A 26505-nucleotide genomic window follows, 5' to 3' on the forward strand; every position below is an offset into this window, starting at 1 on the left:
GCGGTAGCCGTTGAGGGGGTAGCGGGTGAAGGTTTCGCCGAGGAGGGCGGTGGCTTCGAGGCGGTCGGCGTGCTGGGGAAACCTCTGTGCGTAGAGCTCGATCTCGCCCCTCGCCAGGCCCCAGAACTCGTCGGGTGCCAGGAGGTTGGTGTCTTCCAGGAGGTTGGCCAGGGGGTTGAGGACGCCGAGGAGGAGGGCGTCGACGAGGTACTGACGGAGGACGGGCCAGGGTTTGCGTGGGAGGACCCGGGCGTTGGAGTCGGGTTCGGGGCCTCGGGCGTCGATGGGGTCGGTGGAGATGTTGATGTCGTCGACGAGGTCCTTGACGACCATGCGGGTGGGGAGCCCGTCAGGGCCGCAGATGACGGCCAGGTTCTCGCCGTGCGGGTTGACCGTGATGCCGTAGTGGTGCATGAGGTGAAGGAGCGGGCGGAGCAAGGTGGCGAGGAGGTGCGAGATCCACTCGCGGGGTGTCGCGCCGGACTTCTCGATGAGGGCCTGGACCAGCGGGCCTTCGGGAGTGGTGTGCAGTACGGCGGCCAGGGCCCACGCGGACTCGTCCGGCCGCAGCCGCGGGTCCAGCGGGTCACGCCAGATGCACCCGAGGGTTTCGGACCACTGGTAGGGGATGCCGGAAGCGCTCGAGAGCTGGGGGTGCCGGACGGTGACGGACGCGACCTCGCCGAGGAGTTCGGTGCCGAGCCGGTTGAGGACCTCGTCGCGGTGCCAGAGCCCACGTAACCACTGGGTGATCATCGGCGCGGCCAGCGTGCAGTGCTCGGGGATCCCGCGGTACACCGACGTGTTCAGGATCTTGAGCGGGAGTTTCGCCTGCTGGCGATCGGAGCGGATGATGTTGACCATCGTGCGGATGGACTGGGTGGGGAGGTAGTCGTCAGCGCTCTCGCCGAGGACGACGATCTCGCCCGTCGCCAGTTCCCGGGCCCATTGCGTGCGGACGACGTGGTCCAGTTGCCAGGGGTGACACGGAAGCCAGACGTAGGCGTCGGGGTCGTCCAGACGCGCGCGGAAGGCTTCGACGACGGCGGGGTCGAGTTCGCGGCGGATGACCGCGTGTTCGGAGAGATCAGGGGTACCGCGGAACTCGGCCAGACCCCGGCGTACGGCGAGCCACACCAGTCGCAACGGCGTTCGTGCCTCGGGCGCGTACCGCAGACTGTCTTCGGCCGAGAACCCGAGCCGGCCCTTGTTGGCCACCAGCAACGGATGCCCGGTCAGGTGCCCTTCCAACTGACTGTGGTGGAGTCCCAGCAACTCCGACCGGTTCACAGCAGTGGAGGCCATACGTACGTCGGCCGCGAGCGTGCTGGTCAGTTCGGCGGCATAACCGGCGACGGTCGATCCATCCAGTCCCAGTACGCCGGCGGCGTCGACGAGGAACTGCACTGGGTCGGTGGCGACCTCACTCTCGTCGTTCCCGAGAATGCCCGCGGTGGTCCGTCGCACCGAGCCGGCGCGGACCCGCCGGCTCCCGAAGGCTCCACGGGTCGCCTCAAACGAGTACGACACCCCACCGAGGTCCAGCCGATCGTCGACCGGCTGCAGCAGATTCTCGGTGCAGAACTGGGAGATCAGCTTCGCCAGCAGCTCCGACGAGCACCGGGTCCAGACGCTGCTCATCCGGGGATGGCGAAGTTGGTGAACGCGGTGGACTTGGGCAGCCGGAAGACCTCGCGCCCGGCGACCGCGTTCAGGATGGTCGCGTTGCGGATGGCTCCGATCCCGAGGTCCGGTGCGGCCACACCGTGGCTGTGCAGGTCGGCGTTGGCCACGAACAGGCGCCCAGTCAGCTCATCGGTGGTCTCAACGCTGTGGTTGCGGTTGATCAGCCAGCGCCCGGACGCGTCACGTCGGATCTGGTCGTCGAGTGACGTCAGGAAGGGCAAAAGTCTGTTGCGGTACCCAGTGGCGGCCACCACGGCGTCAGTCAGGTGCTGGAAGGTCTTGCCGCTGTCCGTGTGCAGCAGGGTCAGCTCGATGCCGTCCGCGCGAGCCACGGCCGACGTGACGGCCACACCGCACTGCAGCTCGACCGGAGCGACCGGTGCGGCTCCGAGGTCACGCTGGTAGAGCACATCATGGATATCGTCGAGCGTGTCCGAGGAGATGCCCTTGTAGTGCCGCCACTGCTCCTTGACCAGCTTGTCGCGCGCCGGCTCGTCCAGTGCGTGGAAGTAGTCGACGTACGACGGTGTCGTCATCTCCAGCACGAGCTTCGAGTAGTCCAGCGGCGCGAACGACGGCGTACGGGTCAGCCACGACACCGCGGGACCACCGGCCGGGTTCGCACGCAGCAGGTCGAGCGCGCACTCCGCACCGGACTGCCCCGAGCCGACGACAGTGACCCGACCGGCCCGCAGAAGGTCGTCCCGACGGAACAGGTATTCGGCCGAGTGCAGGAAGCGCTCCTCAGGCAGACCGGCGAGTGCAGCCGGTACTGCGGGCTCGGTCCCCACACCGACGACCAGATGGCGGGCCGCGAAAGTCTCAGTCGCGTCGCCGCGCTCCACGGTCAGCTGGAACAGCGAACCGCGCCACGACACGTCGCTGACGTGGTGACCGAAGCGCAACGAATCCAGCTGCGCCGCGCACCAGCGCAGGTAGGCCTCGTACTCACGCCGGGTCGGGTGGAACTTCTCCCGGACGTAGAACTGGTACAGCCGGTCGTTGTCCCGCAGGTACGAGAGGAACGACAACGGGTGCGCGGGCTCAACCAGGCTGACCAGGTCGGCAAGGAACGACACTTGCAGCATCGCGTCGTCGAACATCAGCCCGCGGTGCCAGGTGAACTCCGGACGGCTGTCCAGCACCGCGACGCGTACGTCGTCCACGCCGCCGGCCAGCGCGGCCAGGCCGAGGTTGAACGGCCCGCAACCGATCGCGATCACGTCATAAGGGGCGGTGCTCATGTCATGCCTCCAAGGTCCTGGTGCGGACCATCAGTAGTGCGGTCTTCTCGGGAAGCTGTAGCTCCCCCTGCCTGACGAACCCGGCCGCGGCGAACGCGCGGACGGACGGCGTGTTGTCGATGTCCGGTTCGGCGACGACCCGGCGGCAGTCCGGGTCCGACGCCAGCAGGGCGTCGGCGAGTGCGCCGAGCAGCCGGCGTCCCAGCCCCCCGCCGACCCGGGTCACGTCCCCGATGGCTACATGCACTCCCCAGTCGTGATCGTCACTCGGGTAGTACTCGGCCAGCCGGTCGTGCCGCACCCGGTAGAGCTCGACGTACCCGACGTCCTCCGAGTCGACCGAGACCACGCAGGGAGTCGAGTGCTCACCCGCCGACTGTCTGTTGAGCTCCTCCGCCCAGCGCTCGACCGGCCAGTCCTGTTGCCACCAGCGCCGGATGTGTGGCCGAGCCATCCACGATGCGATCGTGGCGGCGTCCGATTCGCCCGCGGGCCGAAGGCCGAAGCCGTTGTCCAAGTGCGACGACCCGAGTGGTGGGGTGGGGAAGGTATCAGACATAGCCCCGACCTCAGACGGCACGGTCACCGAGCCGGAGTGGGTTGGGAATGTCCAGATAGACGGACTGCGCGTCCAGCGGCGCGACCACCTCGTCGATTCCCCGCAACCGCGTCAGCAGGTTCGCCTTGCAGGGCAGGGTCTTCGACTCGAGCCACCGGCGCGCGAGCCGATCACCGTCCGGACCGGCCGCCTCGAGCAGCGGCAGAGCCAGTTCCAGCCGGTCCCGGACCATGCTCAGGAGGTCGGATTCGTCAGCGAGGCCGTCGTACGCCAGACAGCCGACGACAGCCAGAGCCTGGTTGTGCAGCAGGTAGTAGGTCAGTCGATCGTCGACAATCGCATCATCGACAACCGCCAGCGTCGAGTCCCGCAGCCCGGTGACGGCGAGCAGACCCCGCAGGTACGACGACGCGAGGTAGTAGCCCTGGTTGTCCCGGTAGGCCCCACCCTTGATCCGGCCGGCACCGTCCAGCCGCACCAGCGTGTTCTGCTGGTGCGCCTCGAGTCCGATGCCGGTCTCGGCGTACAGGTGCAGCATCGGCACGAGCACGTTGTCGACGTACGTCGCGACCCAGCCGGCCGGATCCTCGGCGGCGTACTCACTCAAGCGGCTGACGCCACCGGGCCGCGGCGCGACCAGGCCGGCCAGGCACGCGTAGCTGTCGACGTCGGCCGGCACCTCGCGGACAGCGACGTCCAGCCCGGTCAGCGACGGACCGCCTTCGTCCAGAGCCACCCACGCCGGATCACGGACGATGCCGAACCTCGGGTGCGCGGTCGCCGTCCCGGCGTTGTACGCCGCGTCCAGCAGCCGGTTGATCTCCAGACCGCGGCGCAGCTCGGTCGGGGTCGACTCGCGACGGGAGTTGGTGATCCGCAGGCCGAGCGAGAGCTTGAGCATCACCGGGAGATCCGGGTGGTAGACCGTCCGCAGACTCGAGGTCGGGTACCACTGCGCGCCCTGCGGACCCAACGCCTTGACGCGACCCGCCGAGATCAGCTCGGCCACGCGCGGGCGCCGCGCGACGGCTGCGGCCTGCCACGGGTGGGCCGGGATCAGCACCCGGCCGGCGGACGGCTCGATGCCGGCCAGCGCGCCCATCAGTTGCAAGGCGTCCAGTCCCCGCAGCGAGGGCGCGCCGGCCACCTGGTCCGACGACACCAGTTCGGCGTCGGCTTCGAACCAGTGCACCGCGAAGCGGCCGCCGAGCTCCGGCGAGTATGCCGCCAGTTCGTCGCCGCTCAGTCCGTCCCGGCTCTTGGGTGCCGGGTGGTTGAGGTGCCCGAACAGCAGGGCCTGCTCGACCTCCAGGAAACGACCCGGTCCACGCTCGCCGTCCGCCGCGGAGACGAACAGCTCGACGTTGCGGACCGACTCCGCCGTCCGGGCCGCGAGATCATCGACCTCGGCCGCGTCCGCACCGGCGGACAGCAACCTGACCAGATCCTCCGGTGCCGGCGGCGCACCGTCCACGAGTACGTCGGTGAACCGGTGCAACCCGGTGCTGGACGCGTGCCCGACCCGCGCCGTCACGGTCGACTCGCCGACGGTGAAGGCCAGCGCCCCGATCTGGACCGGGATCGCCGATTCCCGCGTGAAGCAGCGCAGGATCGCGTTGAGGTGAGCATCAACTGCGGTTTCGATCGGTGTGTTCATGCCGCTCCCTCGCCACTGTTCGCCCGGACGTCGAGGCCGGTGGCCACGACCTGGTCGAGCAGATCTTCGAGGTCCGACGCGGTGGCATTCGGGTTCAGCAGCGTCAGCTTCAACGCGACCATCGCCGGACGGCCCCCGCGGGCCGGCAGCTTCGTCCGGCCGATCAGCACCCGCCCGGACGTCAGCAACCGGCGCCGGACCTCACCCTGGAGAGCGTCCACCGCGGCCGCCTCCAGTCCGTGCCCGGCGACCCGGAACAACACCGTGGTCAGGGTCACCGGCGCCATTAACTCGAGGTTGCTGTCGGCAACGACCCGCGCCGCGGCGGCGTGCGCGAGCTCGTGACAGGTGTCGAGCATGGCGCCCAGTCCGGCCCGGCCGTACGCCGTCAACGTGGTGGCGACCTTGACCGCGTCCGGACGCCGGGTGGTCTGCAGACTCCGGCCGAGCAAGCCGTCCAGCCCGGAGTCGATGTCGTCGGCCGGGTTGAGGTAGTCGACCGAGCGGCCGAACGACGCGAACCGGTTGTTGTCGGCCACCAGCAGCACACTGGCCGCGGCCGGCTGCCAGCCGATCTTGTGCAGGTCCAGCGTCACCGAGTCGGCCCGCGACAAGTCCGCCAGCAGCGGCGCGAGCTGGTCGGAGAACAGCGCCCCGAATCCGTACGCCGCGTCGACGTGCACCCAGGCGCCGTACTGCCGGGCCAGCGCCGCGATCGGCGCGATCGGGTCGACGGACCCGAAGTCCGTCGTACCGGCCGTCGCGACCACCGCGACCGGGGTGCGGCCCGGCTTGGCGAGCTCGTCGGCCAGGACGTCGGTGCGCATCCGGAAGTTCTCGTCGGAGGCGATCGTGACCGCGGCCTCCTCCCCGAGCCCGAGAGCCGCGCAGGCGCGCTGGACCGAGAAGTGGGCCAGCTCGGAGCAGAACACGACCGGGGTGTCCAGCCCGTGCAGACCGTTCCGGCGTACGTCGACGCCGAGAGCCGCGGCGGCGCTGTCGCGCGCGATCAGGACGGCCAGCAGGTTCGAGATCGATCCGCCGGGGGTGAGCACCCCGTCCGCCTCGGGACCGAAGCCGGCCAGGCCGGCCAGCGCCTTGACCACCCACTTCTCGATCGCCAGTGTGGCCGGACCGGAGTCGTAGGTGTCCATCGACGCGTTGCTCGCCGAGGCGAGCGCGTCCGCGTCGACGGCGACCTGCAGCACCGGCGGCTGCAGGTGGGCCGCGGCGTGCGGGTGGCTCAGGTCGATGCCGTTGTCCGCCAGCAGGCCCGCGATCAGGTCGAGCGCCGCCGATTCGCCGACACCGGTCGAGGGGATGAGCGGCTCCCCCAGCATGTCGGCGGTCCGCCGCAGGATTTCGGCGGGCGATCCGGCCGGCAGCGGCCCACGGCGCGGATCGGAAACGGTCGAGGCGAACGGCCACGCGGAATCGAACGGGTTGCGCACAGGCGAGGGCAACGCGGTGAGACGCGCAGGTTGCGGCACCAGATCTCCCGGGAAGTTGTCGAGTAAGGCGAGCCTTACTAAGGCAGCCCTAACTTTTCCTGTGGATGACACACCGTGTCAACTCGGCCACCGCCGACGTGGCAAGCCTCACGATCCACTGGAACGAAGTCGGCGTTCCGTGCATCGAACCGCACGACGAAGGGAGCCGACCGATGGTGAACGTCAGACTGGTGATCGTCCGCGGAGTGCTGCAACTCCTCGGCCTCGCCGGCACGGTCGTCGGAGGGATCACCTGGATCACCGGCTGGCGGCACGGCCATGGCCTGATCACGCTCGGGCTGATCGTCTACGTCGTCAGCTTCTTCACCCGGAACGTCAGCTTCCGTCGCTCGGAGGGAGACCTCGAGCTGTCACGCAGCCACCAAAGCACTGGCGAGAAGGCCTTGCAGCACGCCGAGAGCGCCGTACGGAGTTTCCGGAAGTACGCGGCCAGGCGCCCCGCGGCGGCGCTGCGGCTGGCGACGGCGCTCGACCGTCAATGGGACCTGCTCAACGATCTCGGCCGGCACGAGGAGGCACTTCCGGTCGCCCACGCCGCCCTCGAGACCTGGCGGCAGGTCGTGGAGCAGAACAAGAGTCGCCGTGAGTATCTGTCCCGAGCGCTCAGCCGCGTCGTCGTCACCCTCGACCGGTTGAACCACGACGCGCAGGAGTCCATCCCGTACACCGAGGAAGCGATCGCCATCAGCCGGTCGCTGGTCGCGCCGTACGAGGAGCGGCTCGCCCTTCACCGGACGAACCTGGCGATCGACCTGCGCCACCTCGACCGGTGGGAGGGAGCCCTGCCGGCGGCTGAGGAAGCCGCCGCGATCTACCGGCGACTCGCCGCGACGGACCCGAAGCAGCTTTCGCCGGCCGCGGAGAGCGCGAAGTTTCTGGCGGTGACCCGGCGTCACCTGAGCCGGGCCGCGGAGGCGGTCGAGGCGACGCAGCTGTGGATCCGGCACGAGCGCGCGCTCGCCGACGCCGACCCCGCTCGGACTCCCGGCCTGGCTGAGGCGCTGTCCACGCTCGGCGGCGATCTGCGCAACCTGCACCTCGACGAGGAGGCGTTGGCGGCGTACCTCGAAGCCCTGGAGCTGTGCCGCACCGTGGATGAGCCGCGGGCGGTGGCGGACGCGTTGCCGCCGGTGGTCCACACGTTGCGGACCCTAGGTCGTCACGAGGAAGCCCGTCCGCTCGAAGACGAGCTCGGCACACTCCGGCGGGAGCACCCGCCCGCCGGCGTGCACGTGCTGCGCATCCCGTCGCCGGATCAGGCGCCGTAAGGCGTGCGGGTGAGGACGAACGTGGCGACGTTGAGGTGCGTACGGTCGCCGTGCCGGACGACGCGGAGTTTCTCGCCGGCGAAATAGCCGTCGCGGCCCTGGTAGAGGTCCGGGCCCAGTGGTGAGAAGCGCGAAGTGAGCGCGCCGGTGAGTTGGAGGATCCCGCCGGAGACGGACATGGTGACCGCGGAGTTGCCCCAGTACCAGGGGCCGAGCAACTCGGCGCCCTGGTCGAGAGGCGGCTCGGGAACCCACTCCTGCGGCAGCGCCGGCTCGTGGGCGACCAGCACCCCGAGCAGGTCGGGCGGGAGCGACGCGACCCGGCCGTAGGTGGCGTTGCCCAGGGTCACGGCGCCGATCCGCCGGGCGCGGTCGACGAACAGTCCCGCGAGGAACCCGGGCATCGAGCCGGTGTGACCGATCAGCAGGTGCGGGTCGTCTGCGATCAGGCGCAGCCCCAGACCGTACGACGCGGTCAAGCCTTCGCGCGGATCGGAGGCCGCCGGCGCTGCCATCTCCTCGACCGTGTCCCGGCTGAGCACCTCGTGGACCGGATCGATCCAGAACATCGCGTAGCGGGCCAGGTCCTCGATCGTGCTCCACAACTGCCCGGCCGGCGCCATCGCCCCCGCGTCGTACGCCGGCTCCTCCAGCAGCTGCCCACTGAACGGATGGACCGAGAACCCCTGCGCGGCCGGCGCCGCCGGGAAGTACGTCGTCCGCCGCATCTCCAGCGGGTCCAGGATGTGTTCCCGTACCAGCTCGAGCCACGACGAACCGCGCAACCGGGCGACGATCTCGCCGAGTAGGGCGTAGCCGAGGTTCGAGTAGTGGTGCCGCCGGTCGGCCGGACCGGCGGCCTGGGACTCGTCCATCGCCGCGGTCAGCTGCTCGAACGAGACGCCCGGGTTGCGTTCCCACCACGGCCCCTCGGGCTCGGCGTTCACCCCGCCGGAGTGCGCGAGCAGGTGCCGGATCGTCCGGTCCCCGAACGCGATCCCCGGCAGATGCTTGCCCACGGCATCGTTCAGCGCGAGCAGCCCGTCGTCCCGGCACTGCATCACCAGCACGGCGGTCATCGTCTTGGTGATCGACCCGATCCGGTACTGCACGTCCGGACCGGGCGCACCACCGTCCACCGTGGCGAACCGCCCGCGCGACCCGGTCCACACCAGCGAACCGTCGCGGATGACGCCCGCGTTGACCGTCGGCAGCTTCCACTCGCTCTGCGCCGCCGCGATCTCGGCGTGCAGAGCGGCGGCGGTGTCAGGGCGAACGGACATTACTCAAAGGCCTCCGGGGCTGGGCAGGAGCAGATCAGGTTGCGGTCGCCGTACGCGCCGTCGATCCGGCGGACCGGCGGCCAGTACTTCGAGGCGCGGTCGACCGAGCGTGGGAACGCCGCCTCCTCGCGAGTGTAGGCGTGCTCCCACTTGTCGTTGATCACCGACTCGGCGGTGTGCGGCGCGTTCACCAGCGGGTTGTCGGCGGCCGGCCACTCCCCCGCCGCGACCCGGTCGATCTCGTGCCGGATCGCGATCATCGCGTCGCAGAATCTGTCGAGTTCCCCGAGATCTTCAGATTCCGTCGGCTCGACCATCAGCGTGCCGGCCACCGGGAACGACATCGTCGGCGCGTGGAAGCCGTAGTCGATCAGCCGCTTGGCGACGTCGTCGACGCTGATGCCGGTCTCCTTCGTCATCGGCCGCAGGTCGAGGATGCACTCGTGCGCGACCAGGCCGTTCTCGCCGGTGTAGAGCACCGGGAAGACGCCCTCGAGCCGCTTCGCCACGTAGTTGGCGGTCAGTACGGCGGCCTTGGTGGCGGCCGTCAGTCCCTCGGCACCCATCATCCGGATGTACGCCCAGGAGATCGCCAGCACACCCGCGGACCCGAACGGCGCCGCGCTGATCGGCCCGACACCGGACTCCGGCCCGGCCTGGTCCAGCAGCGGGTGGTTCGGCAGGTACGGCGCCAGGTGCGCGGCCACCGCGACCGGGCCGACCCCGGGACCGCCGCCGCCGTGCGGGATGCAGAACGTCTTGTGCAGGTTCAGGTGGCTGACGTCGCCGCCGAACTCACCGGGCTTGGCCAGGCCGAGCAGTGCGTTCAGGTTCGCACCGTCGACGTACACCTGGCCGCCGTGGTCGTGGACGATCCGGCAGACCTCGGTGACGCTCTCCTCGTACACGCCGTGCGTGGACGGGTACGTGATCATGATCGCGGCCAGCTTGGCGGCGTGCTCGGACGCCTTCGCCCGCAGGTCGTCCAGGTCGATCGTGCCATCGTCGTTGCCCTTGACAACGACCACCTTCATGCCCGCCATCACCGCGGACGCGGCGTTGGTACCGTGCGCGCTCGCGGGGATCAGGCAGACGTTCCGCTCGAGGTCACCCCGGTCCTGGTGGTAGCCGCGGATCGCGAGCAGGCCGGCCAGCTCACCCTGCGAGCCGGCGTTCGGCTGGATCGACACCTTCGCGTACCCGGTGACCTCGGCCAGCCAGCGCTCCAGCTGACCGATCAGTTTCACGTACCCGGCGGCGTCCTCGATCGGCGCGAACGGGTGCACGTCGGCGAACTCCGGCCAGGTGACCGGCTCCATCTCGGTGGTCGCGTTCAGCTTCATCGTGCAGGAACCGAGCGGGATCATCCCGCGGTCCAGCGCGTAGTCCTTGTCGGACAGCTTGCGCAGGTACCGCAGCATCGCGGTCTCGGACAGGTGCGTGTTGAACACCGGGTGGGTCAGGTAGTCCGACGTACGCCGCACTGCCTCGGGCAACGCCGGCGTCTCGCGGGCACCGTCGTACCGAAGGCCGAAGGCGTCGCACACGGACCGGAGCGCGTGCGCGTCGGTCTTCTCGTCACAGGAGATCCCGACGTGGTCCGCGTCGACGAGCCGGAGCCAGACGCCGTTCTGCCGGGCCGCGTCGACCACGTCGGCGGCGCGACCGGGGACGCGGGCGAGCACGGTGTCGAAGAAGTTGTCGTGGACGACCTCGACCCCGCCTCCCCGCAGCGACGCGGCCAGCTTGCCGGCGTAGTCGTGGACGCGTTCGGCGATCGCCTTCAGGCCTTCGGGACCGTGGTAGACGGCGTACATCGACGCGACCACGGCCAGCAGGACCTGCGCCGTACAGATGTTGGAGGTCGCCTTCTCGCGGCGGATGTGCTGCTCGCGGGTCTGCAGCGCCAGCCGGTACGCCGGGGCACCGTCGGCGTCGACCGAGACGCCGACGAGACGACCGGGCAACGACCGCTCCAGACCGGTCCGGACCGACATGAAGCCGGCGTGCGGACCGCCGTAGAACAGCGGTACGCCGAAGCGCTGGGACGACCCGATGACGATGTCGGCCCCGGCCTCGCCCGGTGCCTCCAGCAACGTCAGCGCGAGCAGGTCGGAGGCGACCGCGACCAGGGTGTCCCGCTCGTGCGCGGCGGCGACCAGCGGCTTCAGGTCGCGGACGACACCGCCGGCGCCCGGGTACTGCACCAGGAAGCCGAAGAAGTCTCCCTCGGGCAGCCCGTCGGTGGAGTCGGCGACGACGACCTCGATCCCGAGCGCCTCGGCCCGGGTCTGCACGACCGCGATGGTCTGGGCGAAGCAGTCGGCGTCGACCAGGAACCGGTCCGACTTGCTCTTCTTGTTCGACCGGTGCGCCAGCGTCATCGCCTCGGCGGCGGCAGTGCCCTCGTCGAGCAGCGACGCGTTGGCGGTCGGCAGGCCGGTGAGGTCCGAGACCACGGTCTGGAAGTTCAGCAGCGCCTCGAGCCGGCCCTGGGAGATCTCCGGCTGGTACGGCGTGTACGCCGTGTACCAGGCCGGGTTCTCGACCAGGCGGCGGACGATGACGGACGGGGTGAAGGTGCCGTAGTACCCCTGGCCGATCATCGAGGTGGCGACGGTGTTGCGCGCGGCGAGCTGGCGCAGTTCGTGCAGCGCGTCCACCTCGGAGGCCGGGTCGGGCAGCCGGAGCGCCTCGGCGGACCGGATCGAGGCCGGTACGGCGGCGTCCACCAGCGCGTCGACGTCGTCGTACCCGAGCAGCTGGACCATCCGCGCGACCTCGTCCGGGCGCGGCCCGATGTGCCGGTCGGCGAACGCGGCCGAGATCTGGGGTGAGTTGTTCATCTAGAGGCTCCGTTGCTGGCGTGCTTCCGGTCGCCTCCCCCTCTGTCACGCGCTGCGCGCTCCAGAGTCGCCTGTGGCACTCGGTCCATGGGCCTGAGAGGTTCCGGGGAGGAATTGCCCCTTCGGCGCCCGGGTCAACGGGTCTCTCCCGAATGCTGTGTACGGCGTGTCCGAGGCTACCAGGAATCCTCGAACAGCTCGGGCAGCAGGGCTCGGGCGGCCGGCCGCGCGGCCTCGACCTGCGCGCGGGTGGCCGACGCCATCGGCCAGCGCACGCGCGTGCCGACGTCGGCCCAGTCGCCGACCGCGGCCAGGAACTTGTCCAGCGCCGGGTTGGACAGCCCGGCCTTCTGCAGAGGTAGGACGTGCTGCCCGAGGAACTCCGCGATCCGGCGTTCCACGTCCAGCGACGCGGCGGACCGGACCGCGCCGTTGGGCGAGAGCGCAGCCACGTTGGAGTAGCTGCCGTGCGCACCGAGTAGCGACATGCTCGCCAGGAAGTGGCCAGGCACGAAGATCGACAACCCCGACGTGTCGCCTCGTCGAACCACGCCTTGTCGCCACCGGCGGTCTTCAGGCCGATCAGCGTGGGCACCTCGTCGGCCATGCGCTGCAGCAACTCGGGACGGACCCGGGTCTTCGCATGCGGTGGGTTGTAGAGGACGAGCGGGACGTCAGCGGCGGCGTCCGCCGTACGCCGGAGGAAGTCCGACACCTCGCGGTCGTTCAACGGAAGCCAGTCGGGCACGATCACCTGGATCGCGCCGGGTTCCAGCGCGGCGGCACGCCGTACCCTCGCCAGCTGAAGTTGCGCCGACGGGTGACTGGCGCCGATCTGGAACGGCTTGCCGGTCGCGGCGAGCAGGTCGTTGACCCGGTCGAACTCGTCCTCGGTCAGGGTCTGGAACTCCCCCGCCGTGCCGTGCGCGTACAGGCCGGCCAGCTCGGTGTCCGCCAGCGTCGACACCTGCGCCGCCAGCCGGGCGAAGTCGATCGAGTCGTCGTCGTTCAACGGCAGCAACAACGTCGCCCACACACCGCGCAGCGATGTACGAGTGAGTGGGCGCACGAGCGGAAGTGGGTGAACGTCAGCCGGTCATGCGGGCGCGCCGGCGAGCGGCGAGCTCGTCGTTCGCGTGGTGGTCGTCGTCGCCGTGACCGTCGGCTCGCTCGGTCGGCAGCTCGGACAACGAGCCCTCGACCTCGCGCCAGACCCCGCCGAGGGCGATCCCGAACACGCCCTGCCCGCCGGCCAGCAGGTCGATCACCTCGTCCGGCGAGGTGCACATGTAGACCGACGCCCCGTCGCTCATCAGGGTGATCTGGGTCAGGTCGTCGATGCCGCGCTTGCTCAGGTGCGCGATCGCCGTCCGGATCTGCTGCAGCGAGATCCCGGCGTCCAGCAGCCGCTTGATCACTTTCAGCAACAGGACGTCACGGAAACCGTACAACCGTTGCGTCCCCGAACCCGTCGCCGGGCGGACGGACGGGGAGACCAGACCGGTCCGGGCCCAGTAGTCGAGCTGACGGTAGGTGATCCCGGCCGCGGCGCACGCCGTCGGACCACGGAACCCGACGTCCTCCGGCATCGGCCGCAGGTCGTCGTCGAAGAGCAGACCCTGGACGCCGGCGGTAGCGGCCGCCTCGGCGTGTGCTTCGGACGTCGACTGCGCCGTCAGATCCGTGTCGCCGGTGCGTGTCACGCCTGAGCCTCCCTGGGTACCGACTGGAACGGGTCACATCCGTGGAGTGACAGCACCCCACAACTCCTTCAAGGTAAGCCGCCGATCAGGGAGGGTCAACGATCACCGCCCTCGGCCGGGAGCGTGTCGCAACCATGACCTCAATCGTTACCTGCCGTGCCTTGTACCAGACCGTTCACATCTGCCCCGGCGGACAGGGCCGGCTAACTCTTGTCGAAGTCCTCCGGAGTCACCTGGTCGAGGAACTCGCGGAACCGCTCGACCTCTTCCTCCTCCTCCACCTCGTCGGTGCCGGCCGACTCACTCTCCGGAACCGGGATCCCGGCCTCGGCCAGGATCTCCTCGGTGCAGAACACCGGCGTCCCGGTGCGCAGCGCCAGGGCGATCGAGTCCGACGGCCGCGCGGAGATCTCGGTCTTGTCGTCGAACACCAGGATCGCCTCGAACACGCCGTCGGTCAGGTTCACGATCCGGACCTGGCTGAGAGTGTGCCCGAGCACCCGGATGGTCTCGGCGAAGAGGTCGTGCGTCAGCGGCCGCGGCGGCTCCATGCCCTGCTGGGCGAAAGCGATCGCACTCGCCTCGGCCGCGCCGATCCAGATCGGCAGGTACCGCTCTCCGCCGACCTCCCGGAGCAGCACGATCGGCTGACTCGAGGGCATCTCGACCCGGACTCCGATTACGTCGACTTCGCGCACACCTTCAGCCTACTCCGCGGGGCAGCCCCGGGCAGGCCCACGGGGTGCGGCGGTGGACAACCGGCCCGCCATCATCGACATTCCAGCCGACAACCCCTCGGCTTGCCGGTTCTCTGCCCTTGTCAAGACAGGAGAACCGGCAAGCCGAGGGGTTGTCCGTTCGTGTGGTCGGCGTGGGAGGTCAGCGTGGGAGGCGGGAGCGGACGAGGGCAGCGTGCAACCGGACGGCCAACGCGGCCAGCTCCTCGGTCTGCCCGGTCCGGCGGGGCCCGGTGACCTGCTCGATCAGGCCCGCCTCGCGGTCGGCCGCCGTCCGGAACGGGCGCAGGTGCCGCGGCTCGATGCCGTAGCGGGCGAACTCGCCGGCCAGCTTCGCGACCAGCAGTGCCTCGCCGTCGTAGTGGTTGCCGCGGGCCACCACCAGGCCGTGATTCTCGAGCTGGTCGAGCAACTCGGCCGGGATGTCCGCGGCCGCCCGGAGCTCGTTCCGGGTCAGCCTGAGCTCGGTGCCGTAGGCACCGAAGTCCTCGGCGGCCGGCAGACCGGGTGGCTCCGGCAACGAGCTCGGCGCGACCGGCGGGCCGGCGACCGCCGGGCGCAGGCCGCGGTCGATCGCGGCCAGGTGTTCCTTGATCACCTTCAGTGGCAGGTACTGGTCACGCTGCGCGGTCAGCACGTACCGCAGCCGATCCACGTCCGCGGCACTGAACTTGCGATAGCCGGACGCGGTCCGGGCCGGCGTCACCAGCCCCTCGGCCTCCAGGAACCGGATCTTGGAGATGGTGACGTCGGCGAACTCGGCCTGCAGGAGCCGCAGCACCTCACCGATGCCCCGGCCTTCGGCGGGGCCTTCGACGGGCGACTGCTCAGGCCTGGCCACTGGCGTAGTACACGAGCCGGTACTTGCCGATCTGGACCTCGTCGCCGTTGCTGAGCTGGACCTCGTCGATCCGGTCGCGGTTCACGTAGGTGCCGTTCAGGCTGCCGACGTCGCGGACCTTCACGCCGTACGCGTCCCGGCGGAACTCCGCGTGCCGGCGGGACACGGTCACGTCGTCGAGGAAGATGTCGCTGTCCGGGTGCCGGCCGGCGGTGACCACGTCGACGTCGAGCAGGAACCGGCTGCCCGCGTTCGGGCCGCGCTGGACGATCAGCAGGGCGGACCCGGCCGGCAGCGCGCCGACCGCGGCCTCGTCGTCGGCCGACAGCGGCTCGCCCGTGCGCTCCGGCTCCGGCTCGGCACCGATCGGGGTGAGCATCGCGGTGTCGGTGACACCGGGAGTGGGCCCGGAGGGCGCCGGGGCCGCGGCCGGGCGGTCCGCGCCAGGGAGCATCGCTCCGCACTGCGAGCAGAAGCGGCTGCCCTCGGAGTTCTCGTGCCCGCACTGGTTGCAGAACGGCATGCTGTGACCCTCCCGATCGCCGGCGGTCCGGCGACGTTTCGATAGACCCCGTAGGAACAAGTGTGGACTCAGAAACACGGACCTCAACCCTCTACCAGCGGTTGAGGTCCGGCCAACCTATCAGTTGCGGCCAAGCCGGTTACGGTCGGTGCCGCAGCCCCCGGAACGGCCGGCCGGATCAGCTCTGGCCGAGCTGGGCCTGGTAGGCCTCGGCGTCCATCAGCGCCGCGACCTCCTCGGCGTCCTCGACCTCGATGTCGAGCAGCCAGCCCTCGCCGTACGGGTCGGTGTTGACCAGGTCCGGCTGGTCCGCGAGCGACTCGTTCACCGCGGTCACGGTGCCGTTCACCGGGGCGAACAGGTCGCTGACGCTCTTGGTCGACTCGAGCTCGCCGCAGGCGTCGCCGGCCCGCACCTTGCTGCCGACCTCGGGCAGCTGCACGTAGACGATGTCACCGAGCGCGTCCTGCGCGAAGTCGGTAATGCCGACCCGCGCGGGGCCGTCGCCGTCGGCCTTCACCCACTCGTGCTCGGGCGTGTACTTCAGGTCTTCGGGATACACCTTCGTTCCTCTTTCACTCAAGTACAGCTACTTGACAGCTACTTGACAGCTACTTGGTCGGGCTGGGCGCCGGGCGAGCGTAACGATGCTCCTCGGGCGCGTGCAAGGCGGTGATCTGGACCAGCGCGAGCTCGGTCACCTCGGCCGTCCCGCCGACCTGCGGACCGGTCACCTCACTGACCAGGCCGCCGGGGAAGCTGGCCGCCTCGGCCAGGTTGTGCGACTCCCCGATCGCCTCGATCACGTACGGCGAGTTGACCTTCTGGCCGTCGATCCGGATACCGGGCGACTCGTCGACGAAGTCGGTACTGGCGACCACCCGGGCCGAACCGTTGATCTGGATCGCCTCCGCCCCGGCGTCGCGCAGTTCCTCGATCGCGTCCAGCAGGTTGCTCGAGGTCATCTTGCCGTCGGGGTCGTTCAGCGTGATCCGCACCCCCGGTCCCTGCGCCGGCAGCGTGCCGGCCAGGATGCCGAGCACCCGCACCTGCGCCTCGGCCTGCTCGCGCGCGGTCTGTGCCTTGTCGGCGCTCGACGACAGCGAGTTCTTCCGCTCCTCCAGCTCGGCGATCTCGCTCTCCAGCCGGCGGGTGTTCTGGCCGAGGCCGTCCAGGATCGCGATCAGGTCCTCGCGGCGGGCGTTCTGGTAGCCGTCGTCGGCCCGGTTCACCCGGACCTGGACGACCGCCATGCAGGCGACCAGCGCGAGCACCACGGCCACGATCGCCTGCCCGCGGGACGGTTTGAAGCCGGCCTTCAGCCGGCGCAGCGCCAGGTTCGGCGTGCGCGGCTTCTTCGGCTGCGGCATCGGCGTCGGCTCGTCCGGCTGCGGCGGCTCGACCGGGTCCGGCTTGGCCGCGGGGGTCGGGTCGGGTGTGTCGTCACTCATGTCAGGCCCTGAAGATGTGCCGCCGGATGGCGGCCATGTTGGTGAAGATCCGGATGCCCAGGACGACGACCACGCCGGTGGACAACTGGGAGCCGACCCCGAGCTGGTCGCCCAGGTAGACGATCAGCGCGGCGATCAGCACGTTGGAGACGAACGAGACGACGAAGACCTTGTCGTCGAAGATCCCGTCCAGGAACGCCCGCAGCGCCCCGAAGACGGCGTCGAGCGCGGCCACCACCGCGATCGGCAGGTACGGCTGTGCCCACTCCGGGACGTCGGGCGCGACCAGCAGGCCGATCACGACGCCGATCACGAGTCCGAGGACGGCGATCATCTCGGTCCACTCACCTTCGCGTAGCGCAACGCGATGGTCGCATCGGCCGGCACCAGCAAGGAATCCTCCGTCGTGATCGTCATCCGGACACCGAAGTTGCTGACCAGGTACTGCACCCACTGGCCGCCCGAGCTCTGCGCGAACCGGGCCGGCATGGTGGCGGTGTCCCCGATCGCGAGCACCGTGTACGGCGGGGTCAGCGAGCTGTAGTCGACCGTGATCGCGCTGCCCGCGCCGCGGATCGCGGTCATCGAGGTGAGCCGGTGACCGTTCACCGAGATCGCCTCCGCGCCGGCGGTCCACAGTCCGTTGACCAGCTGCTGCAGGTCGACGTCGAGCAGGCGCCCCTCCTTGTCGGCGTCCTTCGCGTCGTCGACAACGGCCTTGATCCCGGGGCCGGTGGCCGCGATCGCGCCGGTCTGCAGTTCCAGCGCGTCGAGCTGCTGCTGAAGGGCGGCGCCCGAGCTGGTGTTGCTCAGCCCGGCCGCCTGCAGGCCGCGGACCTCGTCGGCCAGCCGGGTCTGCCGGGCGCGCATCGTGTTCAGCTGGGTGTCGGCCTGGTTGATCCTGGTGATCAGTTCTTTGCGCTGCTTCTCCGCCTCGGGCGCGCTCCGGTAGTTCTGCGAGGCGGCGACGGCGAGCAGGAAGCCGAGCACCAGCGTCGCCGCGACCATCATCACCCGGTGCCGCCTGCGGGCGGGCCTGCCGCCCTGCGCCGGACGTGAACGGGCGGCGACGGCGTACCCCTCGTCGAGCGGGTGGGCCATCAGGTTGTTCAGCAGCGACATCGACGCATCGACCCGTCGCGGCTTGGGTGGGCCGTCCTTCGGTGGTGCGGACTGGTTCACAGGTCTACCCGGCCGGGTCGTTGATCGGTTTCACCGTCTGGACGAGGTGGCGCAGCTGAGCGAAGTACAGGGCACCGGCCCAGTAGTACAGCCCGGTCCCCCAGATCGCGAACGCCCAGCCGAACACCCGCGCGAGCAGGTTCAGGGTGCTGTCGCCGTCGCCGAGCAGGAGCAACGGGAACGCGTACAGCAGGCAGAACGTGGCCGACTTGCCGAGGAAGTGCACCGGCAGCGCGTTGAAGCCGCGGCGGTGCAGGGCGGGCAGGGTGAAGGTCAGCAGCAGGTCGCGCAACGGCAGCGCGATCGCGAGCCACCACGGGATGATGTCGCGCAGCGCCAGCCCGAGCACGGTGGCGAAGATGTAGAGCCGGTCCGCGACCGGGTCGAGCATCTGGCCGAGCCGGGTGGTCTGGTTCATCCGCCGGGCGATCTGGCCGTCGGCCCAGTCGGTGAACCCGGAGACGGCGAGCACCAGCAGCGCCCAGCCGTCCTCCTTCGGACCGAGGATCAGCCACAGGAAGAGCGGCACTCCCAGCAACCGGAGGAAGCTGAGCGCGTTCGGGATCGTCAGTACCCGGTCGGACACTTCCAACTCCGGCACGCGACCCCTCCCTCTCTCACCCTGAACACCCGTCGTAACTGTACTTGGGCACGCCGAAAGGTTTATGCCCGGCCACACCGGGGCATGCCCTGGCTCTCCCCTGATACCAGAACGCCCCCGCGCCGTTCCCGCTACGCCTGCGACGAACCGGTGACCCTATCGATACCCAAGGGTGATGCTCGGCCTGCTTACGCTGTGCTGAACGGGAGAAGTGCAGGTGAAGTTCCTGGTGCTGATCTACGGCAACCCGGAGTCCCGCAAGGTGTGGGACTCGCTGACCGACGAGCAGAAGCGGGAGGGGATGGCCGGCTACACCGCGTTGCACGAGGCACTCGCGGCCCGCGGCGAGCTGCTGGCGTCGGAGTCGCTGGACGACCCCGGGGCCACCAAGCAGGTGCGGATCGCGGACGGCCGGGTGCTGACGACCGACGGGCCGTTCGCCGAGGTGAAGGAACAGCTGGCCGGCTTCTACCTGCTCGACTGCGAGAGCATGGAGCGCGCGGTCGAGATCGTCCCGCAGATCCCGGAGGCGCCGTTCAGCATCGTCGAGATCCGCCCGGTCCGGGACCTCGGCGCACTGCGGTGACGAGTTCGCCGAGGTGACGGTCGAGGAGTTGCTGCGCGAGCTCGCTCCGCAGGTGCTCGGCCCGCTGGTCCGGCGGTACGGCGACTTCGACGCGTGCGAGGACGCCGTCCAGGAGGCGCTGCTGGCCGCGGCACAGCAGTGGCCGGCCGACGGCGTACCGGACAGTCCGCGGAGCTGGCTGATCACGGTCGCCTCCCGGCGGAGGATCGAGGTACTGCGCAGCGAGTCGGCGCGGGCGCGTCGCGAGCAGACGGTCGCCGCGGAGCCGCTGCCGGAGCCGGCGCCGTCGACCGACGACTCGTTGACGCTGCTGATGCTGTGCTGCCACCCGGCGCTGACACCGCAGTCGCAGGTGGCGCTCACGTTGCGTGCGGTCGGCGGGCTGGCCACCAGTGAGATCGCCCGGGCGTTCCTGGTGCCGGAGGCAACGATCGGGCAGCGGATCAGCCGGGCGAAGGCGAAACTGCGCGGTGCCCGGTTCGCGCTGCCGCCGGTCGACGAGCAGCCGTCGCGGCTGGCCGCCGTACTGCACGTGCTGTACCTCATCTTCAACGAGGGCTACACCGCGTCGTCCGGTCCGTCGCTGCACCGGGTGGAGCTGAGCGCGGAGGCGATCCGGCTGACCCGGCAGCTGCGCTCGCGGCTGCCGGGCGACGGTGAGGTCGCCGGGCTGCTCGCGCTGATGCTGCTGACGGACGCGCGCCGGCCGGCCCGGACGACCGCCGACGGAGCGCTGATCCCGCTGCCGGAGCAGGACCGGTCGTCGTGGGACGCCGACGCGATCACCGAGGGCACCGAGCTGATCACGTCCACGTTGCGGACGGCACCGGTCGGGCCGTACCAGTTGCAGGCCGCGATCGCCGCCGTCCACGACCAGGCCGCTCGCGCCGAGGACACCGACTGGCGGCAGATCCTGATGCTCTACGAACTCCTCGAGACGACCGCACCCGGTCCGATGGTCACGCTCAACCGGATCGTCGCCGTCGCCATGGTCCACGGTCCCGGCCGAGGTCTCGCCCTGCTCGACGACGTCAATCCCGCGCTGAAGGACCACCACCGGCTGGCCGCCGTCCGCGCCCATCTCCTGGAACTGTCCGGTGATCTCCCCGCGGCCCGGTCGGCCTTCCAGGAGGCGGCCCGCCGCACCGAGAGTCTGCCCGAGCAGCGCTATCTCCAGGCCCGCGCCGAGGCGCTGTGACCGGCTGGTTCGGTGTGGCGGTGGAGCGGTTGCCAGGGGGTGGGACACGAGTTCCCGGCCGACTTCACCGATCGGCGTGCCGGATTGTTCCGGACGCAGAACGTCCGCAACCGGGGCTAGCCTGCCGGTCATGAGCGCGATGCCCCCGATCGAGGCGGAGCAACTGACCACCGTTCCCGCCAACGAGGCGTCCTGGGCCGACCTGCAGGCCGTCTTCGGCACGGCGGACGCGGGCCACTGCCAGTGCCAGCGGTTCAAGATCCGCGGCTGGATCTGGCGCGACTCCACCCAGGAGGAGCGAACCGCGATGCTCCAGGACCAGACGGCGTGCGGCGACCCCACCGCGCCGTCCACCAGCGGCCTGGTCGGGTACGTCGACGGCGAACCGGCCGGCTGGGTCGCGGTCGAGCCGCGGACGGCGTACCCGAAGCTTCGCACCTCCCGTGTCCCCTGGACCGGTCGCATCGAGGACAAGGACGATGCGGGCGTGTGGGCGGTCACGTGCATGGTCGTGCGGAAGGGGTTCCGCGGTCGCGGCCTCACCTATCTGCTTGCGCGCGCCACCATCGACCACGCGCGAAGTCGCGGCGCCCGCGCGCTCGAGGCGTATCCGATGGTCACCCAGCCCGGCAGGCAGATCACCTGGGGCGAGCTGCATGTCGGTCCGCGCCAGGCCTTCGAAGAGGCCGGCTTCCGGGAGATCACCCGGCCGACCGTCCGCCGTACCGTCATGCGTATCGACTTCTGACCGAAGGAACCTCTTCCCGGGGCTCGGCTGTCTATAGGGGTGAGAGGTGAGGATGGACGACTTCAGTGAGTACGTCGCGGCGCGCTGGCCCGGGCTGGTGCGGTCCGCGGTGCTGCTGGGGTGCACGCACGCCGAGGCCGAGGACCTCGTCCAGACCGCGCTGGAACGGTGCCTGCTGAAGTGGAGCAAGGTCCAAGCGGCCAACGACCGAGATGCCTATGTGCACCGCGTTCTGATCAACACCTTCCTCTCCGGACGACGCCGCCGCTGGACCGGTGAGAAGCCGACGGCAGTACTCCCCGAGTACGCCGGCATCGACCAGGTCAACGGGATCGACGACACCGACGCGGTGATGCGCGCCCTCGACCGACTGCCCAGCGACCAACGCACCGCGGTGGTCCTGCGGTACTACGCCCATCTGAGCGAACAGCAGATGGCCACGGTGCTCGACGTCGCCGCGGGCACGGTGAAGAGCCGGCTGTCCAGAGCCGTGAAGGCGCTCGCACAGGACCCAAACCTGGCAGAACTGCGGGGATACCGATGATCGACTCCCAATTGACCGGACTCCTCGAGCGCACTGCACAGCGGACCGAAGTCGGCCCACCGCCACTCGAAGCGATGCACGCCCGCGTCGCCCACGTACGTCGGCGTCGCACGGTTCTGGTGTCCGTGGCCGCCGCTGTGGCTGTGGTGGCCGCGGCCGGCGGGACCGCTCTGGCCTTGAGACCACCCGGCGCCGACCCGGCGCCGCCGCCGGTCGCGTCTGTCAGTCCGGGTGTGGTCACCGCGGACATGCGCCTGGTCGGCATCGGCCACGCGGCCATCGCCGTACCCAAGAATTGGGGCACGAATCAGACGCATTGCGGCACGCCGCAGAAGGACACGGCCATCCTGGAGCGGGACGGCCTCTTTTGTGCGATGCCCCGTCCGGTGGGGGTCGAGAGCGTGGATGTCGGGCGCGGCAAGCCGACGATCTTCGATCTGACCGCCGACGAATCCATCGAGATCGACGGAGTGCCCGCCGAACGCCGGCGCACGACGTGCATCGAGGGCAACGTCTACAGGGCCCGAACGTGCGCAGGCGGCGTGCGCATTCCGTCGCTGGACACTTGGTTCTGGGCGGAGTCGTCCACGAACGCAGAGGAGGTCGACCGCATTCTCGAGCGGATCCGGATCGTCCCGGACCGAGTCGGCGTCCCCACGTTCCGACACGCAGTCGGATCCGGCCCGGGCACCGGAGCCGCGAACTACGCCGCCGAACTCCGCAGACTCGGCCTGACCCCCACCACTCGGATCACGAAGTCCCCCAGCTACACCCCCGGCGACGTCCTGGCCGTCTCTCCCGCGCCCGGAACGATGCTCCCGCTCGGAGCCACGGTCACCATCACTGTCGTCGCTCCTTAGCTGCGGATTCCAGCAAGGTCAGGTCGCGGTCGGCGAACCGGTAGTGCTCGCACTCCTCGTCCATCAGTACGCCGAGGCATTCGCCGACGTGCCGTTCTTCGTCGGGATAACCGGGTGCGGGAGAGCGCAGGCAGAGCCGGCCGAGCTCGGCGTCGGTCAGTCCGTCGAGGACACCGTGCACCACCGCCACCCGGGGTCGCGCGCGCCTCGAGCACTTCGGCGTGCGACGGCTTGGTGTCGAGGTTCATGCCGAGCGCGGCGGCGTCCGCAGGGTGTAAGCGGTCTGCGGCAGCGCGAGCGGGTGGAACGGGCGCTCCTGGTCGAGGATCGTGGGGCTCACCCACGAATCGGTGATGAAGACGAGATGACGCAGCGTCTCGACGAGGGACCACTCCTCCACGACCCGCTCGTGGCGCGCTGGCTCGGGCAAACGCTCGGCGCGGGCCGTCAGCTCGGACCACAGTCGATCGGTGGTGGCCCATCGCGCGGAAGTCGTCGGCGTTCTGGATGTTCCGCAGTTGCACGCGTTCGGGGTGGCGGCGGTCGAGCTCGGCTTCGACGTATTCGGTGACGTCGACGCCGTTGACGACCAGGTTGCTGACCCATCCGGAGATGTCGACGTCGACCAGGCACCCGTCGACGGTCCTGGCCCCGGTCAGGTCACAGTCGACGAACCGCGTGTCCCGCAGGTCCGCCACCATGAACGTCGCCCGACGAAATCTGTGATCCGCACCGTGGTGTCCCGCCGACCACCGGAGCGGCCCGAACTGCGCTGACTCGTCCACCGCGCCATTCTCACCCCCACCACCGACAGTTCCCGCCGATTGCGGGGTGGCGCCGAACCACTGCGGCGTCCGGGTGGCGTTGTCCGCGGCCTCGCCGGGTTCCAGGGTGAGCTCGCGGTCCGCCGAGAACGAGCCGGAGCCTGATTGTTCGTCTACGTCCTCACCCGTGGCCCTGAGCGGATCCCGACCGCACCCACAACCAACCAGCACCAACCGGCGACACACCTGACGCTCAAGTCGTATGGCGTGACGCTCAGTCGTAGGTGGCTTCGGCCTGCCAGGTGGTCTGGTGAAGGGTGAAGAGCCAGGCTCGGGTGTCGGCGGTGGTGAACTGGAAGCGGGCGTGCCGGGACTCGGCGTCTGGGTCCCACCAGCGCTCGTCGACGAGCCACGGACCGGCCCACGCGGTGATCGGGTGCAACTTGTTGCTGTCGGCAACTCGTGGACCGGGGTCGAGGCGGAAGGCGGTGGGGGTCCCGGAGAGGGCGCCGCGGGCGCTGACCGAGACCTCGCTGCCGTCCTCGGCGAGGACGTGCGCGGGAATCGGCTGGGGGAAGACGGTGGTCGGCGCAAGCGTCGGCCACCGCCCGGGACCGGTCGCAGCGATCGCCCCCGGCCACGGCTGATCCGCCGGGTGCGCCGGCACCGGACGGTCACCCCACGGGACCAGGGTCTGCCGCTCGGCGATCCCGCGCCCGCCACCGATCACCACCGACGCGACCGCCCCATGACCGAGCATGCTCTGGACCCGCGACAGTGCCCGGTGGATCCGCTCGTCCGGCCCGCCGCCCCACAGCCCGTCGACGTGCGCACCGACCGGGTCGACCTGTTCGGGAACGAGCCGGAGCCGTACGACGGGTGACGTCAGCTCACTGGTCGCCGTACCGGTCCCCTGTAGCTGCCAGCGGACGCGGTCCACCACGTCGGCGGCCGAGAACCAGCGTGGATGCAACCACTCGCGCTCGTGGATCCGGCCGGACTCGGTGCCGGCCTCGACCCGCAGCGTCGTACACACCAGGCCGAGCTCGGTCAGCCGGGCGATCAATTCGTCGGCGACCGACCGGACCGCGAACGCGACCTGGTCGACCCGGTCCACCGCCGGCTCGAAGTCGAGGACGCGGACGAGTTCCGGTGGCACCTCGCGGCCGACCACCGGGCGGTCGTCGTACCCGCGGGCCAGCCGGTGCGCGAAGGCGCCGTCCGGGCCGAACCTGGTCAGCACCTCGGTGGGAGACAACCGCGCGAACGCACCCAGCGACCGCAGCCCGAGCCGGCGGAGCAGGTCGGTCAGCGCCGGTTGCTCGAGCGTGTCGACACTGAACGGCGCCAGGAACTCCGCGGACTCCCCCGGTGGAACCACCAGGATCCGGGTCTGCGCCGGACTCGACCGGGCCGCCTGCTCGGCGGCGAACGGCCCGTCGGCGATTCCGACCCGGCCGCCGGGGACGTCGAACGTCTCGAGCCGGTCGAGCAACTTCTCCGCCGCCGCGTACTCGCCGCCGTAGAACCGCGTCGGCCCACGCGCCTTCAGCGCACACATCCCCGGCCGGATCACCTGGACCCCCGGGATGAGCGCCTCCAGGCAGCCGATCACCGGGTCGAACGCGCGGGCGTCGATCACCGGGTCGTACTTCAGCACGACAAGCTCCGGACACCGCGACTGCGCATCCCGAGCCCGCAGTCCCCGCCGCACCCCGCCGGCCCGGGCGGCAGCGGAGGTGGCGAGCACCCTGCCCTTCTCCAGCACGGCAACAGGCTCATCCGGCGACCGCCCGGCCGCCCCCGCGGCCGCCGTCACCGGCCAGTCCGGCACCCACACCACCATCGTGCGGGTCAGTCCCTGCTCACCCATCACCCACCGCCGGGCCGATCAGTCGCGCTCACTCATCAGCCGACCGCCTCGTCCTGCCAGTGTGTGAGGTGGTCGTCGCGCGAGTGGATGCTGCTGGAGGTGGACTCGGCCGGGCGGATGGTGCCGTCGGGCCCGGGGAGCCAAAGGTGGTGTCTGCGCTGGTGCACGGCGGCCCGGCGGCCGGTGACCACGACCGTCGCTTGTCTGGCGGTGAGAAGGCCTTCGCCGGAGCCCAGGCCGGTCCAGACGTTGCTCTCGACCTCCAGGCGTGCTTCGCTGCCGGGCCAGGAACCGACTGCGATCAGGACTCCGCCTCGGGTTCGCAGGCGGGCCGCGAGCCGGGACGCCTCGCCCGGCGTCACCTCCCCCGGTGGGCGGACGACCACCACGGTCAGGGCGTCGACCAGGGCGGCGACGACGTTGAGCCAGTCGTGCTCCGGATCCGGCACCAGGACCAGGCGGTCGAGATCCACACCGAGGCCACGGGCCGCTTCCGCGCCGAACGACGGAAGGCCGACCACTCCGCACCACGCGCCGTCCGCGGACGGGCCGGCCATCATCGCCATCACCAACGCGGAGGAACCGCGCACGGAGTACGCCGAGCCACTACGCAGACCCGCACCGGCCAGTAGCTCGGAGATCGCCGGGTGGGTGGGCAGCGTCCGGTCCACGCCGGCGGTGTCCAGGGCCTGCTGCACCCGTGTCTCGGTGGTCCTCGGCGCCGGCACCACCCGTCGCGGACCCGCCGGCGCCGCGGTCGCCACCGGTCCGGGTTCCCCCGATCCTGCGAGGGTGAGGTGCGGTGGAACAGCGGAGCCGGCGACGGGATCGGGGTCGGGG

28 protein-coding genes, 1 pseudogene and 1 riboswitch are annotated in these 26505 nt (G+C 70.3%); of the genes and pseudogenes, 7 read left to right on the top strand and 22 right to left on the bottom strand.

The window, feature by feature from the left end; all coding sequences use genetic code 11:
• The 5 genes from E1218_RS22595 to E1218_RS22615 all read right to left on the bottom strand — a co-directional run.
• A partial coding sequence (locus E1218_RS22595) for an IucA/IucC family protein (RefSeq protein WP_132323316.1) occupies positions 1 to 1641 on the bottom strand: 1641 nt, incomplete at its 3' end.
• The gene (locus tag E1218_RS22600; RefSeq protein WP_132323318.1) at positions 1638 to 2930 is read right to left on the bottom strand and encodes a lysine N(6)-hydroxylase/L-ornithine N(5)-oxygenase family protein; all 1293 of its coding nucleotides are present in this window, start codon (positions 2928 to 2930) and stop codon (positions 1638 to 1640) included. The genes E1218_RS22600 and E1218_RS22595, both read right to left, overlap by 4 nt.
• Position 2931: 1 nt before the next feature.
• A complete protein-coding gene (locus E1218_RS22605) occupies positions 2932 to 3489 on the bottom strand; it encodes a GNAT family N-acetyltransferase (protein ID WP_132323320.1) in 558 nt (185 codons plus the stop codon).
• A gap of 10 nt (positions 3490 to 3499) precedes the next feature.
• On the bottom strand, positions 3500 to 5146 hold the full coding sequence (locus tag E1218_RS22610; protein WP_132323322.1) for an IucA/IucC family protein: 1647 nt from the start codon (positions 5144 to 5146) through the stop codon (positions 3500 to 3502).
• The gene (locus E1218_RS22615) at positions 5143 to 6636 is read right to left on the bottom strand and encodes a pyridoxal phosphate-dependent decarboxylase family protein (protein WP_132323324.1); all 1494 of its coding nucleotides are present in this window, start codon (positions 6634 to 6636) and stop codon (positions 5143 to 5145) included. The genes E1218_RS22610 and E1218_RS22615 overlap by 4 nt, the downstream gene beginning before the upstream one ends.
• 173 nt (positions 6637 to 6809) lie before the next feature.
• Between E1218_RS22615 and E1218_RS22620 the strand changes: the two genes are divergently transcribed.
• Positions 6810 to 7925, top strand: coding sequence for a tetratricopeptide repeat protein (locus E1218_RS22620; RefSeq protein ID WP_165949372.1), 1116 nt, complete (start codon positions 6810 to 6812; stop codon positions 7923 to 7925).
• On the opposite strand, the gene E1218_RS22625 is transcribed toward E1218_RS22620, so the two are convergent.
• The 13 genes and pseudogenes from E1218_RS22625 to E1218_RS22680 all read right to left on the bottom strand — a co-directional run bounded on the left by E1218_RS22625 (position 7913) and on the right by E1218_RS22680 (position 19092).
• Positions 7913 to 9208 carry a serine hydrolase domain-containing protein gene (locus tag E1218_RS22625; RefSeq protein WP_132323328.1) on the bottom strand — a complete coding sequence of 432 codons (1296 nt, stop codon included), beginning with the start codon at positions 9206 to 9208 and terminating at the stop codon, positions 7913 to 7915. The genes E1218_RS22620 and E1218_RS22625 overlap by 13 nt on opposite strands.
• Complete coding sequence (gene gcvP, locus E1218_RS22630) at positions 9208 to 12054, bottom strand: aminomethyl-transferring glycine dehydrogenase (protein ID WP_132323330.1); 2847 nt, start codon at positions 12052 to 12054, stop codon at positions 9208 to 9210. The genes E1218_RS22625 and gcvP overlap by 1 nt, the downstream gene beginning before the upstream one ends.
• 71 nt (positions 12055 to 12125) lie before the next feature.
• Positions 12126 to 12215: riboswitch (glycine riboswitch) on the bottom strand.
• Positions 12216 to 12230: 15 nt separating this feature from the next.
• Positions 12231 to 12605, bottom strand: a complete 375-nt coding sequence (locus E1218_RS37405) for a hypothetical protein (protein ID WP_233712391.1) — start codon at positions 12603 to 12605, stop codon at positions 12231 to 12233.
• 62 nt (positions 12606 to 12667) lie between these two features.
• Positions 12668 to 13123, bottom strand: a pseudogene (locus E1218_RS37410) (dihydrodipicolinate synthase family protein); the annotation flags it as partial.
• A 19-nt stretch (positions 13124 to 13142) separates the two neighbouring features.
• Complete coding sequence (locus tag E1218_RS22640; protein WP_132323332.1) at positions 13143 to 13757, bottom strand: MerR family transcriptional regulator; 615 nt, start codon at positions 13755 to 13757, stop codon at positions 13143 to 13145.
• 203 nt (positions 13758 to 13960) lie between these two features.
• Positions 13961 to 14455: a bifunctional nuclease family protein gene (locus E1218_RS22645; RefSeq protein WP_132323334.1), complete on the bottom strand. Its 495-nt coding sequence runs from the start codon at positions 14453 to 14455 to the stop codon at positions 13961 to 13963.
• 181 nt (positions 14456 to 14636) lie between these two features.
• Positions 14637 to 15335, bottom strand: a complete 699-nt coding sequence (ftsR, locus tag E1218_RS22650) for a transcriptional regulator FtsR (protein ID WP_202866141.1) — start codon at positions 15333 to 15335, stop codon at positions 14637 to 14639.
• Entirely contained in the window at positions 15322 to 15858 is a 537-nt protein-coding gene (locus E1218_RS22655) for an FHA domain-containing protein (protein WP_132323336.1), read from the bottom strand. The genes ftsR and E1218_RS22655 overlap by 14 nt, the downstream gene beginning before the upstream one ends.
• Positions 15859 to 16036: 178 nt before the next feature.
• Positions 16037 to 16420 carry a glycine cleavage system protein GcvH gene (gene gcvH, locus E1218_RS22660; protein ID WP_132323338.1) on the bottom strand — a complete coding sequence of 128 codons (384 nt, stop codon included), beginning with the start codon at positions 16418 to 16420 and terminating at the stop codon, positions 16037 to 16039.
• A 49-nt stretch (positions 16421 to 16469) separates the two neighbouring features.
• Complete coding sequence (locus E1218_RS22665) at positions 16470 to 17309, bottom strand: DUF881 domain-containing protein (protein WP_233712392.1); 840 nt, start codon at positions 17307 to 17309, stop codon at positions 16470 to 16472.
• A gap of 1 nt (position 17310) precedes the next feature.
• Entirely contained in the window at positions 17311 to 17643 is a 333-nt protein-coding gene (locus E1218_RS22670) for a small basic family protein (protein ID WP_131352136.1), read from the bottom strand.
• Positions 17640 to 18491, bottom strand: coding sequence for a DUF881 domain-containing protein (locus E1218_RS22675; protein ID WP_233712393.1), 852 nt, complete (start codon positions 18489 to 18491; stop codon positions 17640 to 17642). Before E1218_RS22675 ends, E1218_RS22670 begins: the two co-directional genes overlap by 4 nt.
• Before the next feature lie 4 nt (positions 18492 to 18495).
• A complete protein-coding gene (locus E1218_RS22680; protein WP_132323340.1) occupies positions 18496 to 19092 on the bottom strand; it encodes a CDP-alcohol phosphatidyltransferase family protein in 597 nt (198 codons plus the stop codon).
• A 217-nt stretch (positions 19093 to 19309) separates the two neighbouring features.
• Between E1218_RS22680 and E1218_RS22685 the strand changes: the two genes are divergently transcribed.
• From E1218_RS22685 to E1218_RS22705, 5 genes are all read left to right on the top strand, one after another.
• Positions 19310 to 19678, top strand: coding sequence for a YciI family protein (locus E1218_RS22685; protein WP_132323342.1), 369 nt, complete (start codon positions 19310 to 19312; stop codon positions 19676 to 19678).
• Between the two features lie 13 nt (positions 19679 to 19691).
• Positions 19692 to 20876 carry an RNA polymerase sigma factor gene (locus E1218_RS22690; protein WP_132323344.1) on the top strand — a complete coding sequence of 395 codons (1185 nt, stop codon included), beginning with the start codon at positions 19692 to 19694 and terminating at the stop codon, positions 20874 to 20876.
• A 130-nt stretch (positions 20877 to 21006) separates the two neighbouring features.
• Positions 21007 to 21624 (top strand): GNAT family N-acetyltransferase, encoded by a 618-nt coding sequence (locus E1218_RS22695; protein WP_132323346.1) that lies wholly within the window; start codon positions 21007 to 21009, stop codon positions 21622 to 21624.
• Between the two features lie 52 nt (positions 21625 to 21676).
• A complete protein-coding gene (locus E1218_RS22700; RefSeq protein WP_132323348.1) occupies positions 21677 to 22168 on the top strand; it encodes a SigE family RNA polymerase sigma factor in 492 nt (163 codons plus the stop codon).
• Positions 22165 to 23028 carry a PASTA domain-containing protein gene (locus E1218_RS22705; protein ID WP_132323350.1) on the top strand — a complete coding sequence of 288 codons (864 nt, stop codon included), beginning with the start codon at positions 22165 to 22167 and terminating at the stop codon, positions 23026 to 23028. The genes E1218_RS22700 and E1218_RS22705 overlap by 4 nt, the downstream gene beginning before the upstream one ends.
• On the opposite strand, the gene E1218_RS22710 is transcribed toward E1218_RS22705, so the two are convergent.
• Positions 23009 to 23209 carry a hypothetical protein gene (locus E1218_RS22710; protein ID WP_132323352.1) on the bottom strand — a complete coding sequence of 67 codons (201 nt, stop codon included), beginning with the start codon at positions 23207 to 23209 and terminating at the stop codon, positions 23009 to 23011. The genes E1218_RS22705 and E1218_RS22710 overlap by 20 nt on opposite strands.
• Before the next feature lie 63 nt (positions 23210 to 23272).
• Positions 23273 to 23428 carry a hypothetical protein gene (locus E1218_RS36200; protein ID WP_165949373.1) on the bottom strand — a complete coding sequence of 52 codons (156 nt, stop codon included), beginning with the start codon at positions 23426 to 23428 and terminating at the stop codon, positions 23273 to 23275.
• A 70-nt stretch (positions 23429 to 23498) separates the two neighbouring features.
• Between E1218_RS36200 and E1218_RS22715 the strand changes: the two genes are divergently transcribed.
• On the top strand, positions 23499 to 23804 hold the full coding sequence (locus E1218_RS22715) for a hypothetical protein (RefSeq protein ID WP_132323354.1): 306 nt from the start codon (positions 23499 to 23501) through the stop codon (positions 23802 to 23804).
• Between the two features lie 262 nt (positions 23805 to 24066).
• On the opposite strand, the gene E1218_RS22720 is transcribed toward E1218_RS22715, so the two are convergent.
• The gene (locus tag E1218_RS22720; RefSeq protein ID WP_165949374.1) at positions 24067 to 25665 is read right to left on the bottom strand and encodes a DNA polymerase Y family protein; all 1599 of its coding nucleotides are present in this window, start codon (positions 25663 to 25665) and stop codon (positions 24067 to 24069) included.
• A 35-nt stretch (positions 25666 to 25700) separates the two neighbouring features.
• Positions 25701 to 26429, bottom strand: a complete 729-nt coding sequence (locus tag E1218_RS22725; RefSeq protein WP_132323356.1) for a hypothetical protein — start codon at positions 26427 to 26429, stop codon at positions 25701 to 25703.
• Positions 26430 to 26505: the final 76 nt, after the last annotated feature.

The organism is Kribbella turkmenica, assembly GCF_004348725.1.
In the GTDB taxonomy this organism is placed as follows: Bacteria; Actinomycetota; Actinomycetes; order Propionibacteriales; family Kribbellaceae; genus Kribbella; species Kribbella turkmenica.